This window comes from Ventrimonas faecis (genome assembly GCF_040096075.1).
Lineage (GTDB): Bacteria > Bacillota > Clostridia > Lachnospirales > Lachnospiraceae > Brotaphodocola > Brotaphodocola faecis.
On record NZ_JBBMFJ010000047.1, the window covers coordinates 1 to 13,291 of the forward strand.

Annotated in this window: 8 protein-coding genes; 3 read left to right on the forward strand and 5 right to left on the reverse strand. The window is 49.7% G+C overall.

Annotated features, from left to right (window positions below; translation table 11 throughout):
* From WMO41_RS15100 to WMO41_RS15120, 5 genes are all read right to left on the reverse strand, one after another.
* Positions 1-3,905 (reverse strand): InlB B-repeat-containing protein (locus WMO41_RS15100; protein WP_349230464.1); only part of this gene is annotated, 3,905 nt, incomplete at its 3' end.
* A gap of 192 nt (positions 3,906-4,097) precedes the next feature.
* Positions 4,098-5,438: an AfsR/SARP family transcriptional regulator gene (locus WMO41_RS15105; protein WP_349230465.1), complete on the reverse strand. Its 1,341-nt coding sequence runs from the start codon at positions 5,436-5,438 to the stop codon at positions 4,098-4,100.
* Positions 5,439-5,584: 146 nt separating this feature from the next.
* Positions 5,585-5,866 (reverse strand): septation regulator SpoVG, encoded by a 282-nt coding sequence (gene spoVG / locus WMO41_RS15110; protein ID WP_349230466.1) that lies wholly within the window; start codon positions 5,864-5,866, stop codon positions 5,585-5,587.
* A gap of 118 nt (positions 5,867-5,984) precedes the next feature.
* Positions 5,985-7,106, reverse strand: a complete 1,122-nt coding sequence (glgD, locus tag WMO41_RS15115; RefSeq protein WP_349230467.1) for a glucose-1-phosphate adenylyltransferase subunit GlgD — start codon at positions 7,104-7,106, stop codon at positions 5,985-5,987.
* The gene (locus tag WMO41_RS15120; RefSeq protein ID WP_349230468.1) at positions 7,103-8,377 is read right to left on the reverse strand and encodes a glucose-1-phosphate adenylyltransferase; all 1,275 of its coding nucleotides are present in this window, start codon (positions 8,375-8,377) and stop codon (positions 7,103-7,105) included. The genes glgD and WMO41_RS15120 overlap by 4 nt, the downstream gene beginning before the upstream one ends.
* 335 nt (positions 8,378-8,712) lie before the next feature.
* Here WMO41_RS15120 and asnS point away from each other — a divergent pair, with 335 nt between their 5' ends.
* From asnS to WMO41_RS15135, 3 genes are all read left to right on the forward strand, one after another.
* Positions 8,713-10,104 carry an asparagine--tRNA ligase gene (gene asnS / locus WMO41_RS15125; protein ID WP_349230469.1) on the forward strand — a complete coding sequence of 464 codons (1,392 nt, stop codon included), beginning with the start codon at positions 8,713-8,715 and terminating at the stop codon, positions 10,102-10,104.
* A 137-nt stretch (positions 10,105-10,241) separates the two neighbouring features.
* On the forward strand, positions 10,242-11,312 hold the full coding sequence (locus WMO41_RS15130; protein WP_349230470.1) for a metallophosphoesterase family protein: 1,071 nt from the start codon (positions 10,242-10,244) through the stop codon (positions 11,310-11,312).
* Between the two features lie 3 nt (positions 11,313-11,315).
* The gene (locus WMO41_RS15135) at positions 11,316-13,214 is read left to right on the forward strand and encodes an ATP-binding protein (RefSeq protein ID WP_349230471.1); all 1,899 of its coding nucleotides are present in this window, start codon (positions 11,316-11,318) and stop codon (positions 13,212-13,214) included.
* The last annotated feature ends 77 nt before the right edge of the window (positions 13,215-13,291 follow it).

A 13,291-nucleotide genomic window follows, 5' to 3' on the forward strand; every position in this document is an offset into this window, starting at 1 on the left:
TTTGCATTCACTCTTACATTAAGGCTTGCTGCTTCTGCATTTGTCAGCGCCTCTCCGTTATACGGTCTGCTCAGATCTGCACTTACAAGTGTTACTGTTTTACGTGTAATAGTTAAATTACCATCTACAACTTCAGTAACGATATATTTCCCATCTGATGAAATTTTTCCTATTGTTCCCTCTGGGAATGTTGCCGGATATACGTCTACATTTTTTCCCTTAGCTCCAACAGTAATTCCAGTGAACTTAGCGCTAGAATCAGATGGGCTATAGCCCTTTACTTCTTGTTCCTTGCCATTATACGGTAAACTATTACTATTAGCAGTCAATGTTACATTTTTACGGTAATAGAAATCAATCTGATTTGCCGTACTATCCGGACCAAGCTTTAAGGATAAATTATACGGTGTGTTAATAGGCGTATAACCTTTAACCGAAATAGCCGATTCATTTACAACATCATCAACATGATATTGCTGTACTGTTTTCGAATCTGTTACCGTGGTTTTAGTTCCTACCCAATAATAATTTACTGTATAAGATACTGTCTTAGCTCTCCACTTCGCTGTTAATGTCACATCTCGTCCAGGCATCGTAAAGCTAGAACCACCATTGTGTTCCGGATGTGAAGTCTCAGAACAAGTCCATCCATCAAATTCGTATCCCTGGCGTGTTGGTACAGTACTTACTACAGTAACCGTATCACCTGCAAAAACAGAATACTGTTTAGCGACATTGCCCCAATCGCCACCATTTAAATCATAATTCACCTTAAGTTCCGGGACATACTTAGCATAAAATGTGGTATTCTCATTAACCACATAATTTGGAATATCGCTGGCACTGTATTTCGTTCCACTCAGATTTTCATTTTTGTACCATCCAACAAACTTATACTTCTTTCCATCAACTGTTCTCTCAGCAGGATATGTACCATTAAGGGCTTTAGCCTTGTTACCCTTTATTAAATTATATCCCTTGTCAGCATCCGGAATTTGGAATGTCGATGCGCCTGCATCCTGCAGTTTCACAGTAACAGTAACTATATCCTTTGCTACAACGCTGACATTGCAATCCACATGCTTATCTATAGTAGCATTGTTCTTTCGTGAAATTTTTACCGGTTCAAGATAAATTGCAGTTACATCATCTTTTGTTAAATTATTAACTCCCAACTCAGTTGCAACAGATGCTTTATAGTTGTTAAATATCTGATCCCAAGCGTCTCCCTTATTGAGCTTAATAAAACCATTTTCAAATGTTACCATTCCATCAGGCCAGGTTTTAACTCTGTTCTGTACATTATCAAATGTATTTTCCGCTCCATTTTGCCCCTTCGACCATGATGGAACATTCGTGAGATCAATTGTTCCAGTACCAAGGCACGGCCCCCAGTTAGCTTTCTCATTAGAATTTGCATCCATAGTAGGATCTAGGAGATAATAGAATTCCGCTTTTTCATAATCACTTGGTTTTGCAGGAACCCAAATAGCTGCACTATCAATAATATTGCCCTCTGCATCTTTCAGATAGACATATGACATTCCCTGCTTATTTTTCGTCTTTAACTGAGTACTATTGCGCCATGTATTATCTTTCAATTTGTATTCATTAGCGCCCACAGTAAGAATACTCGTATCGGAAACTTCCCAATAATAAGCATTATCCCACGTTTTTTTATCAGAATATATAGTTTTTGTCGTATTATAACCCACAATTGTATCATGAAGCTTCTCAGAATATTCATAATAATATCCATATGATGTCACCGCATAAATCGTAAAGTGCTCTGCCTTGAATCCAACTTCTTCTACAGCCTCACCCTCTACGCTCTGCTCGCTTACGCTTTCCAGCTTCAGCTCGCTGGCCTCTACGACTTCTGCCTTTTCTGCAGTCAGCTGGGTCTTGCTGGTGTCGTCTACGGCTACGATCTCTACTTTATCGGAGGTCTCAGTCATTTCCTGAATCGGTGCGCCGGTGAAGGTTACGTCTACATAGCCGTCCTCGGACCAGCTGTTGCTGAGCTTCTCTCCATTATAAAGAAGGTTGATGTCGTATGCTAATACCTTGTTGACTTCCGCACCCTCGGACTCGCTTTCCATCTTCTCTTTGATGGTGTCGCCAATTGCCTCGGTTACTTCGGTTACGTCAAGCTCGGTGCCTTCCGGAAGGATGCCTTCTTCTGCGTGCAGGCTGATGGTTACGCCATCGCTGCTTACATAGGATGCGTTGAATTCCGGATGTGCCACGTTTTCAGTCTCTTCCAGGCTTGCTACGATCTCCAGATCTTCGCTTACTTCTTCTACTGCGTAAACGTGTGCGTATTTCTCCAGGTTGGATGCGCTGGCTACGCCTGCTGCGTCTACTTCTTCCAGTTCCTCGCCGTTGGCGGTTACTTCGGTGATCTCATAACCTACCTGCGGGTCTACTGCGAAGTACAGGGTCTCGCCCTCGTTTACGGTATGAGCGCCCTTGATTGCTGCTGCGCCTACCGGGTCTACGGAGTAATCTACGTTGTACTGGCCTTCTACTGCTGCCTCGCCAACCAGATCTTCTGCCTTCACTGCATAGGCTCTTGCGTTTGCGCGTCCCCAGATGGTTACGGTGTTGTATGCCTTACCTGCCAGCTCGCCCATAAGTTCGATGGAATCGTCCTCCAGGAACTGCTCATCGCCATCAAAGTCAACTTCGCTGCTGTCACCATTGTTATCTGCCGGATTCTCAGCCGGAGCCTCAGTTTCGTCGTTTACAAGCTCACCGTCTTTGGTCTCGTCAGCCACGGTCTCACCGTCTGCGGTTTCATCTGCTGCGGTGGTCTCATCTGCCTTAGACTCATCTGCTGCGGTTTCTTCGGTCTTATCCTCAGCAACGGTTTCTTCTGCCTCGGTGGTCTCCGGGAGTGCTTCGGTTTCTTTCTCCGGAGCTTCTGCCTCGGTCTCAGCCTCAGTTTCTTCCTCAGTGCTGTCTGCTAAGGTTTCCTCAGCCACTTCTGCGCTGGTGCTTACGCGGAATACTTCTTTTGCGGAGATGGATGCGGTTGCGCTTCCCTCTTCTGCCTGAAGCTCTTCCTCTACTGCCGGTGCTTCGGTCTCAGGCTCAGCTGCTTCGGTTTCTTCTGCAGTCTCTTCAACCTCTGCCTCGGTCTCCTCTGCTGCAGTGGTCTCTTCAGTCTCAGAAGAATTCTCAGCGCCGGTGGTTTCCTCGGTCTCGCCGTTCTCGGAAGCGGTCTCGCTCTCGGTTACGTCTGCCTTGGTTTCTTCCTCAGTCTCATCGGAACCGTTCTCAACAGTCTCAGAAGTCTCGCCCTCCGGCTTTACAACCTCTGCCTTTGCCTTTTTCTCATCGTTCACCATGGTGGTGTTGCTGTAGTCTTCTGCGTTCTCAACGCCCTCTGCGTCCTCGATGTTGGAGGTGTTCGGGTTTACGGTGACGCGTGCAGTCTCATAGCCGCTTACGTTTGCGCGGAAGGTAACTGCCATGTCACTCTCGTTGATGAACAGGAATACCACGCTGTCAGTGCCTGCGTTGTAAAATACCTGCAGGTCTGTGTTCTCGGATGCGTAGCTGCTGTCTACGTCTACATCCAGCTGGTATACCTTTCCGGCCTTGCTTCCTATTAACTTTTCATAGGAAGTTTTCAGGCTCTTCTGTTTTGCTTTCAGCTCTAATGAAGAGAAATCAAACACTTCTCCGCTTTCCAGAGCGGTGCTGATTGCATCCTCCAGTTCACTGCTGTCGAGCAGGAACAGAGAGCTTGTTTCTTCGCCTGCCGCAAACGCTACGGTCAGGTTTGTGCCAAAGTTGGTTGCAACCATGGCTACGGTCAGCATAAACGCCACGATGCGTTTATACTCGTGCCTGATCATCTTTTTCAGGCCCAGTGTTTTCGCTTCGAGTCCTTTCATACTTCTCTCTCCTTTTCCCTTTATTTTGGCTATCTGAATATGAATAATAGCGTTTTCCAGACAATGGTTTCATTGTCAAGTTCAGTATACGCTTTGGGGCGTTACATCAGCCGTTACTTTCCGCGTTTCCTCCAGATTTTTTTCTTATTTTTGCCACATTTTATGCCTGTCTCTGCCTATTTTAACGGTTTCTTAACTCTCGTTTTCCGGAGCATGTTCTCCGGCATTTTCCGCTGCGGGTTCTTCGGAAATTTCCAGCTCCTTAACATTCTTTCCCATGTTCTTTTTCAGGCTGTCTCCGACAACGGCCAGAGCCGGTCTGCAGGCGTAGTAGACGTTGATCTTCTTTCTCCGGTTTGCTGCCCGGAAGTTCTTACACACGCGGTCTGCCGCGATGTGGCATCCCTTCTGATCTGTGCTGGTTACCAGCACCAGGAACTGGTTCTTACCGTAGCGGGTATACAGATCGGAACGGCGCACGGAGCGGATGATCGCGCGCTCCAGTCTCTGCCGTACCTCCTCCAGCTGTTCCGAAGACTCCAGCGGCTCGCCTTCCCGGTCAATGAGAGTAAAGAGCACCAGATGCGCTCTGGTATCTTCCCGTCCCAGCACCCAGACGATGTACCGGTAAATATCAATAAAAGTCAGGTAATCGCAGCGGGTTGCGCCAAATACGTTAGGATCCGGTCTTAAGTGCTGCTGGATTTCTTCTATATTATTCATCTCATACTGGATCATGTTGCGGATTGCCCGGTAATGCTCCATCATCTCATCTGACATGCGGATGCCGTATTCCTGCTGGGATTCCTTGGCGATCTGCTCATAATATTCCACTGCCGTCTGATATTCCTTCATGGCAGTCAGACACTCCAGCTTGACCAGCTGCCACTCTTCATATGGATAGCGGCTCAGCGCCTGCTCGCAGTAAGGAAGCAGTTCCTCGTAACGGTTCTGTTTCTTTAAGAGTCTGGCAAGTTCCCTCAGCACCTTAAAGTAAAGCTCCTGATACTTCCAGTTTGCGGCAGATACCCAGTCGTCCGCGATCATGAGCGGCAGGAACTCACCTTTATACAGGCCGCAGGCTTCTTCCAGAAGTTCCACCTCTTTCAGCGGCTCCTTCTCTTCTAACGCTGCCATAACCTGTTTCTGGAACACTTCTACGTCCAGCTCCACATCCACATGCTCCGCTGTCCACATATATACGCCGCCCTTTGTGGAGATATACTCTCCATCTGGCAGTCCGGCCGCGATCAGGCTTTTTCTCAGGCGGAAGATCATAGCCCTCAGAGAATTGGCAGCCTGCTCCGTGTCACTGTCCCCGTAAAGTTGCTCCAGCAGGCGGGTCCGGCGGATGCCCTCTCCCCTGCTGTAGATGAGAAGCATCAGCAGATGGAGCATTTTACTGCTGAGGCTCTTGCCCAGCATCACCGGCTGCCCCCGGTAAGTCATGTTGAAGCCGCCGAGCATCTGAATATGAATCACATTTTCCATTACTTCTGTATGTAAATCATCATGTACTTTTGTGTTTTCCATAACGAATCCCTCCCTTGTACCCTTAATATAGCAAGCAAATTCTTTAGATGCAAGCATTTCGGCAAAATTGGTATTTTTCAGGCAGAAAAAGAGCGCCGGGCAGAATAAATTTTCCGCCCGGCACTCCTTAGACTTTCCTTATTTGTTTATGCCAGCTCTTCCTGCTGGTCCTCCAGAGCCGCGGTTGCGTACTTCTCAAGGATTACAGACTGGATCATATCGCGGGTTCCCGAATTGATCGGATGTGCGATATCACGGTACTCACCATCCGCAGCCTTGCGGCTCGGCATGGCAATGAACAATCCTTTCTCGCCTTCGATGACCTTGATGTCATGAACAACAAATTCGTTATCTATGGTAATGGAAACGATTGCTTTCATTTTCCCTTCTTTTTCAATCTTTCTCACTCTCACATCTGTTATCTGCATGTGGAAACCCCTCCCCCGTTCTTATGCGGCTGCCCGGGATAAGCCTGAAAGCCTGTCCCGTTCAGCCGACTGCGTGTTTTCATGATGTCAAAACTGCTATTTTTTCAGCAGTGCACTGTTACAGTGTATAGCGCTCGTTCTTTTCGATAACAATCTTGATATCGTCCGGTGTACCGATATAAGTGGTGTTGGCCCGGATGGTATCGCGGCTCTCTACGATGCAGTTCTCAATGACAGTGTTGTCACCGATATAAACATCGTTCAGGATGATGGAATTCTTGATCACGCAGTTGTTTCCTACATATGCTTTCTTGAACAGAATAGAGTTCTCTACGGTTCCGTTGATGATGGAGCCGCTGGAGATGAGACTGTTCTTAACCAGGGCGCCCGGATTGTATTTTGCCGGCGGAAGATCATCCACCTTGGAGTATACATCCGGATATTCCTTGAAGAAGTAGTTGCGTACTTCCGGTTTTAAGAAGTCCATGTTGGTCTTGTAGTAGGAATCTACGGAAGCAATGTTGCTCCAGTAGGAATCCATCTTGTATGCGTAGATACGTTTTAAGTTCTTGTAACGTACCAGGATATCGCGTACAAAGTCCACACGGTCTTCTGCGGCGCAGCGCTCGATGAGTTCAATGAGCTGGCGTCTGCGGATGACATAGATACCACAGGAGATGGTGCTGGAGGTAGAAACCATGGGTTTCTCGTCGAAGTCGATGATGCGGCCGTCATCGTTCAGTTTGACCTGACCGAAACGGGTGACATCTTCTGTCTCCGGCATGTCCTTGCAGACTACAGTAATGTCTGCTTTCTTCTCGATATGATATTCCAGAACCTTGTTGTAGTCCAGCTTGTAGATGCCGTCGCCTGCAGCGATGACTACATATGGCTCATGGCTGTTCTTTAAAAAGGAAAGATTCTGGTAGAGGGCATCTGCCGTGCCGCGGTACCAGTCGCTGTTCTCTGCGGTGATGGTCGGGGTGAATACGTAAAGTCCGCCCTGTTTTCTTCCGAAATCCCACCACTTGGAGGAACTTAAATGCTCGTTTAAGGAACGGGAGTTGTACTGGGTAAATACTGCCACGTTCTGGATATGGGAGTTGCTCATGTTGCTGAGCGCAAAGTCAATGCTGCGGTAGCTGCCTGCAACCGGCATTGCGGAAATCGCACGTTTGTTGGATAATTCCCGCATTCTCTTACTGTTTCCGCCTGCTAATACAATACCAATCGCTTTCATCGTACGCCACCTGCCTTTATAATGTAGTCTCCGCTTGCCAGTGCTCCGTCGGTGTAATCCTCCGGAGTGGTGACGCCGGAAATTGCGGTATTCTTACCGATCTTTACGTGATCCGGGATCACGCTGTGCTCACCGATGGTAACCAGGTCAAACTGGTAAACCTTCGGATCGTATTTGCTCGGCGCGTACTCGCCAACACCAAGCTCAACGCCTTCGCCCACCGTGGAATCTTCTGCAACGATGGCCTTGTTCACCTTCGCGCCTGCCTTGATCACACAGTCACGCATGATGATGGAGTCGTGTACCTCTGCGCCCGGTTCAATGGTAACGCCTGCGCCGATGACGGAATTGGTAATGGTTCCGTGTACCTCGGTGCCCTCGCCGATGATGCTGCGCTCAATGACTGCGTCCGCTGCCACATACTGCGGCGGGATGATGTCGCTCTTGGTGTAAATCTTCCAGTATTCCTCGTAGAGGTTGAACTCCGGAATGATGTCGATGAGCTCCATGTTTGCTTCCCAGTAGGAGCCAAGAGTTCCTACATCTTTCCAGTAGCCGTTGTACTCGTAAGCGAAGATGCGCTCCTGCTTGCCGTGGCAGTACGGAATAACGTGTTTACCGAAATCGCAGCCCGGCTCCTCAGACATGGCAATGAGGGCTTCCTTCAGTGCCTTCCAGCTGAATATGTAGATACCCATGGAAGCCAGATTGCTGCGCGGATGCGCCGGCTTCTCCTCGAACTCGGTAATGCGGTTATTGTCGTCGGTGATCACGATACCGAAGCGGCTTGCTTCTTCGATCGGTACCGGCATACATGCGATGGTGACATCTGCGTTGTTTGCTTTGTGATATTCCAGCATAACCTCGTAATCCATCTTGTAGATGTGGTCGCCGGAAAGGATCAGAACGTAGTCCGGATTGTAACTCTCCATGTATTCCAGGTTCTGATAAATCGCATTTGCAGTACCGGTATACCAGTCACTGCCCTTGCTCCGCTCGTATGGAGGAAGAATGGTAACTCCTCCGACATTACGGTCTAAGTCCCACGGAATACCAATTCCGATGTGACTGTTCAGACGTAATGGCTGATACTGTGTTAAAACGCCAACTGTATCGACGCCAGAGTTGATACAGTTGCTGAGCGGAAAGTCGATGATTCTGTATTTGCCGCCAAACGATACTGCCGGTTTTGCGACTTTTTGTGTTAATACTCCAAGGCGGCTGCCCTGTCCCCCTGCCAAAAGCATGGCAATCATTTCCTTTTTAATCACGTTATCACCTCGCTGTAGTGTTTTCTTGTGACTACTATTATACCACACATTTCAGAAATAGTGAACAAATAATTGTATTATTTTCAATAATTTTTGTACATTTTCCGACACTTTTCGAGTTATTTTCTTTTTTGTCTATATATGGTAGATAAAGAAAAATATAACACAATTTGTGCGATTGGGCATACCACATTTTTAAGGCGGCCCAAAAATGTCCGAATTTCGATATTTTTGTTGAATCACTTTATAAAATGAAGTATAATCTTGTTTAAGTATGCAAATAATGATATATCTGTTAAAAGATTGAAAAGAGTACAGATCAAAGGAGAAGTATTATGGATTTAGTTACTGTAAGAGAACTGTATAAAAACCGGGAAGCTTACCTGGATAAAGAGGTTTCCATCGGCGGCTGGGTGCGCAGCGTGCGTGCTTCCAAGGCCTTTGGCTTTATCGTAGTCAGCGACGGAACCTATTTTGAGACCCTGCAGGTGGTTTACCATGACACCATGGCGAACTTCGCGGAGATCAGCAAATTAAATGTAGGCGCTGCCATCATCGTAAAGGGTACCCTGGTTGCTACCCCGGACGCAAAGCAGCCATTCGAAATTCAGGCCACTGAGGTTTCTGTAGAAGGCCCGTCCGCTCCGGACTATCCGCTTCAGAAAAAGCGCCACACCCTGGAATATCTGCGTACCATCACCCATCTGCGTCCGCGCACTAACACCTTCCAGGCTGTATTCCGTGTGCGTTCCCTGATTGCGTACGCCATCCACCAGTACTTCCAGGAGCGTGACTTCGTATACGTTCATACCCCGCTCATCACCGGAAGTGACTGTGAGGGCGCAGGCGAGATGTTCCAGGTAACCACCATGGATTTAAACAATATCCCGAAGAATGAAGATGGCTCTGTTGATTACACCAAGGACTTCTTCGCAAAACCGACCAACTTAACCGTAAGCGGCCAGTTAAACGGCGAGACCTACGCTATGGCGTTCCGCAACATCTACACCTTCGGACCGACCTTCCGCGCAGAGAATTCCAACACCACCCGCCACGCCGCAGAGTTCTGGATGATCGAGCCGGAGATGGCTTTCGCGGATCTGGAAGACAACATGGAAGTGGCTGAGGGCATGTTAAAATATGTCATCCGCTACGTTTTAGAGCATGCTCCGGAGGAGATGGCATTCTTCAATAACTTCATCGACAAGGGTCTGTTAGACCGCCTGAACAACGTGGTAAATTCTGAGTTCGGCCGTGTTACCTACACTGAGGCTGTTAAGATCCTGGAAGAGCACAACGACCAGTTCGACTACAAAGTATCCTGGGGCTGTGACCTTCAGACCGAGCACGAGCGTTTCCTGACCGAGCAGATCTTTAAGAAACCGGTATTCGTAACCGACTACCCGAAGGAAATCAAGGCCTTCTATATGAAGATGAATCCGGATGGAAAGACCGTTGCCGCAGTAGACTGTCTGGTACCGGGCATCGGTGAGATCATCGGCGGCAGCCAGCGTGAGGATAGCTTAGAGAAGCTGGCCGCGCGCATGGACGAGCTTGGCTTAAAGAAAGAGGATTACCAGTTCTATCTGGATCTTCGCAAATACGGTTCTGCCCGCCACTCCGGTTTCGGCCTTGGCTTTGAGCGCTGCGTGATGTACTTAACCGGCATGGGCAACATCCGCGACGTCATCCCGTTCCCGAGAACCGTAGGCAACTGCGATCTGTAAATCAAATAATCCAATCCGTGCGTGTCGCTGACACGTTCCGGATTTGCAAAAACCTATGCGGGTATACTGTGCAGGATGAACTGCCGGCATACCCGCATTGTTGCTTCATCTCAGTTTTCATTTATAAGGAGTTTTCCATGAAATTCATTCACATTGCCGATGTCCACTGGGGCATGAACCCGGACAGTGACCGGCCCTGGAGCCGCGAACGCGCCCAGGCCATCCGCGACAGTTTTGCGGAGGTCGTGCGTCAGGCTAAACTGCGGGACGCGGACTGCCTCTTCATTGCCGGAGACCTGTTTCACCGCCAGCCGCTCCTGCGGGATTTAAAAGAGGTCAACTACCTGTTCTCCACCATTCCGGGCGTGCGGGTGGTCATCATTGCCGGAAACCATGACCGCATCCGCTCCAACTCCGCGCTCATGAGCTTCACCTGGTGTCCCAATGTCACCGTCCTCATGTCCGAGGACTTAAGTTCTGTTTATTTTAAGGACTTAAACCTGGAGGTGCACGGTTTCTCCTACCATACCGCAGAGATTAACGAGGCACGGTTAAACGGCATCAAGGCGCCGGATGACGGCCGCATTCATGTACTGCTGGCCCACGGCGGCGATGCCTCCCACCTTCCGTTAGATAAAGGATGTCTGGCCCGCACCGGTTTTTCCTATGTGGCGCTGGGCCACATTCACAAGCCGGAACTGGCGCCGGATTTTTCCTACGCTTATCCCGGTTCCTTAGAGCCGTTGGACAAAACAGAAACCGGCGCCCACGGCATGGTGGTGGGTGAGATCCAGCCGGCATCCGGCCAGGTCATCTCCCTGGAATTTGTTCCGGTAGCGCGCACCCAGTACATTCCGCTGGTGGTCCATGTCACACCGGCCACCACCAACGGCGAGCTGTGCGACCGTATCACCGATGCTGTAAAAGAGCGCGGCATGGAACATATCTACCGGTTCCGCATCCGCGGCATGCGCGACCCGGACATTACCTTTGACTTAGAACCGTTAGAGCGCCGCCTGCAGATTGTGGAAGCGGTGGATGAATCGGAGCCACAGTACGATTTCTGCCAGCTGTTTGCGGAACATCCCAGTGATATGATTGGTTTTTATATTCAGGCGTTTCAGAAGGAAGATCCAAGCCCGGTTGAGAAAAAGGCGCTGTATTACGGGATCGATGCTCTGCTGCGCACAACAGACGAGAGGAGTTAAACCATGCGGATACTGGATTTACATATCGACGGATTCGGCAAATTCCATGACCTCTCCGTCTCTTTCGATCAAGATTTAAACGTGGTTTACGGCAAGAACGAAGCCGGAAAATCCACCCTGCACACCTTCATCCGCTGCATGCTTTTTGGTCTGGAGCGGGGACGTGGGCGTGCTGCCCGCGGGGACCTTTACAGCAAATATGAGCCCTGGCAGAACAAGGCCGTTTACGGCGGCCGGATGCGGGTGGAGAAGGACGGTGTCATCTACCGTCTGGAACGAAACTTCCAGAAGGACCAGAAGTCTTTTGTGATCGTCAATGAAACCGCAGGCAAAGAAGTGGAGCCCACCAGGGGTTTCCTGGATTTTCTTCTGGGGGGCCTCACGGAGACGGCTTATAACAATACCATCAGCATCGGGCAGCTCAAATGCGTGACGGAAGGCGGCATGGTGACGGAACTTCGAAACTACATTGCCAACATGAACACCACCGGCAACCTTTCTCTGAATATCACGAAAGCTACTTCTTATTTAAAGAACCGGCGCAAGGAGTTTGAGCGCCAGCTCACCCCGGAGGCCGCCCGCACCTACACTGCACTGCTGACCGAGATCAAAAACATTGAAAAAGAGATTTCCGCTCCGGAATACGAGAACCAGCTCCAGACCTACCAAAATCTGCGCTCCCAGGTGAAGAACCAGCTTTCCGAGAAACAGACGGAACGCGAGACTCTGCTTCAGAAGATTGCCAAAGGGCGTCAGGCACTGGACGGGGCGCAGTTTACCGATGAGGCATCCATCCACGCATATCAGGAGAACGCCCGGAACACCTATGCCCATTATAAGGAAGTAGCGGACGCAACCTCCCGCAAAGGCCGGGCCATACTTCCGGTTGTTATACTGGTGCTGGCCGTTTTCTGCGCGCTGGGAGCCGGAGCGCTGGGATTTCTCAGTTCCCAGACTCTGGATCCGGTTGTGCCCGGAACCGGCGCCCTGATTTCCGTATCCACCGGCGTGGCCCGCTACACGGTGGGGCTCATCTGCGGGTTAAGTGCCGCGGCTGTCTTCTTCTTTGCGGCAGGGCTCATTTTCTTTATGAAGAACCGCAGCTTAAAACAGGAATTTTCCATGACAGAAAAGCTGCTGCAAGAGATTTTCTCCCGCCATCTGGGAGATTCCTCCATTTCAGAAGAGGCCATGACTGCCTTTGAGAGCCGCATGGAGGAATTTGTCCGGTTAAGCCAGGTTCTGGAACGGTCCGAGCAGTCCGTGAAAGAACAGGCCTCCGAGATCACCGCCCTCCAGGAGAAGGAAACAAACTGTGATGATGCCATCTCCCGCCAGCAGAAGGCTCAGTGGGAGCTGGAGAAAAAACTGGATCATCTGGCACACTGCAAGGACCAGACGGAATCCTTAAAACAGGTACTGGCGGAGAATGACCACATCCGCGAGGAGATTACTGCCATCGACCTGGCCCTGGAAACCATGACCGAGCTTTCCGGCACCATCCGGGATTCCTTCGGACTATACCTGAACAAGACCGCTTCCGATTTGATTTCCGGTATCACCGGCGGCATCTACGACAGCATGAGCGTCGATGAAAACCTGAATGTGTTCATGAACACCCGCACCCGCCTGGTTCCGGTCGAGCAGGTATCCAGCGGCACCATGGACCAGATCTACCTGGCATTGCGCCTCGCCGCCGCCAAGCTCATCCAGCCGGAGGGTGATTACATGCCGCTGATCTTTGATGACAGCTTTGTACTCTACGATGAAGACCGGCTGCACACCGCGCTGAAATGGCTGAAAAAAGCATATCCGGGGCAGATCATCATCTTTACCTGCCACCAAAGAGAGGCTCAGATGATGACCGCGGACCAGATCGCGTATCATCTGGTGACGATGTAGAAATAGTATCGGAAACAATCGGTCTCAGGCACAAAAAAGGTAGTGGCTTCCATTACCTACGCGCCTGCAGACCGATT

Excerpts from the sequence above, each read along its gene's own strand:
- WMO41_RS15105 (WP_349230465.1), bottom strand. The coding sequence starts at position 5,438 with ATGGAAAACACAAAAGTACATGATGATTTACATACAGAAGTAATGGAA.
- spoVG (WP_349230466.1), bottom strand. The coding sequence starts at position 5,866 with ATGCAGATAACAGATGTGAGAGTGAGAAAGATTGAAAAAGAAGGGAAA.
- glgD (WP_349230467.1), bottom strand. The coding sequence starts at position 7,106 with ATGAAAGCGATTGGTATTGTATTAGCAGGCGGAAACAGTAAGAGAATG.
- asnS (WP_349230469.1), top strand. The coding sequence starts at position 8,713 with ATGGATTTAGTTACTGTAAGAGAACTGTATAAAAACCGGGAAGCTTAC.
- WMO41_RS15130 (WP_349230470.1), top strand. The coding sequence starts at position 10,242 with ATGAAATTCATTCACATTGCCGATGTCCACTGGGGCATGAACCCGGAC.
- WMO41_RS15135 (WP_349230471.1), top strand. The coding sequence starts at position 11,316 with ATGCGGATACTGGATTTACATATCGACGGATTCGGCAAATTCCATGAC.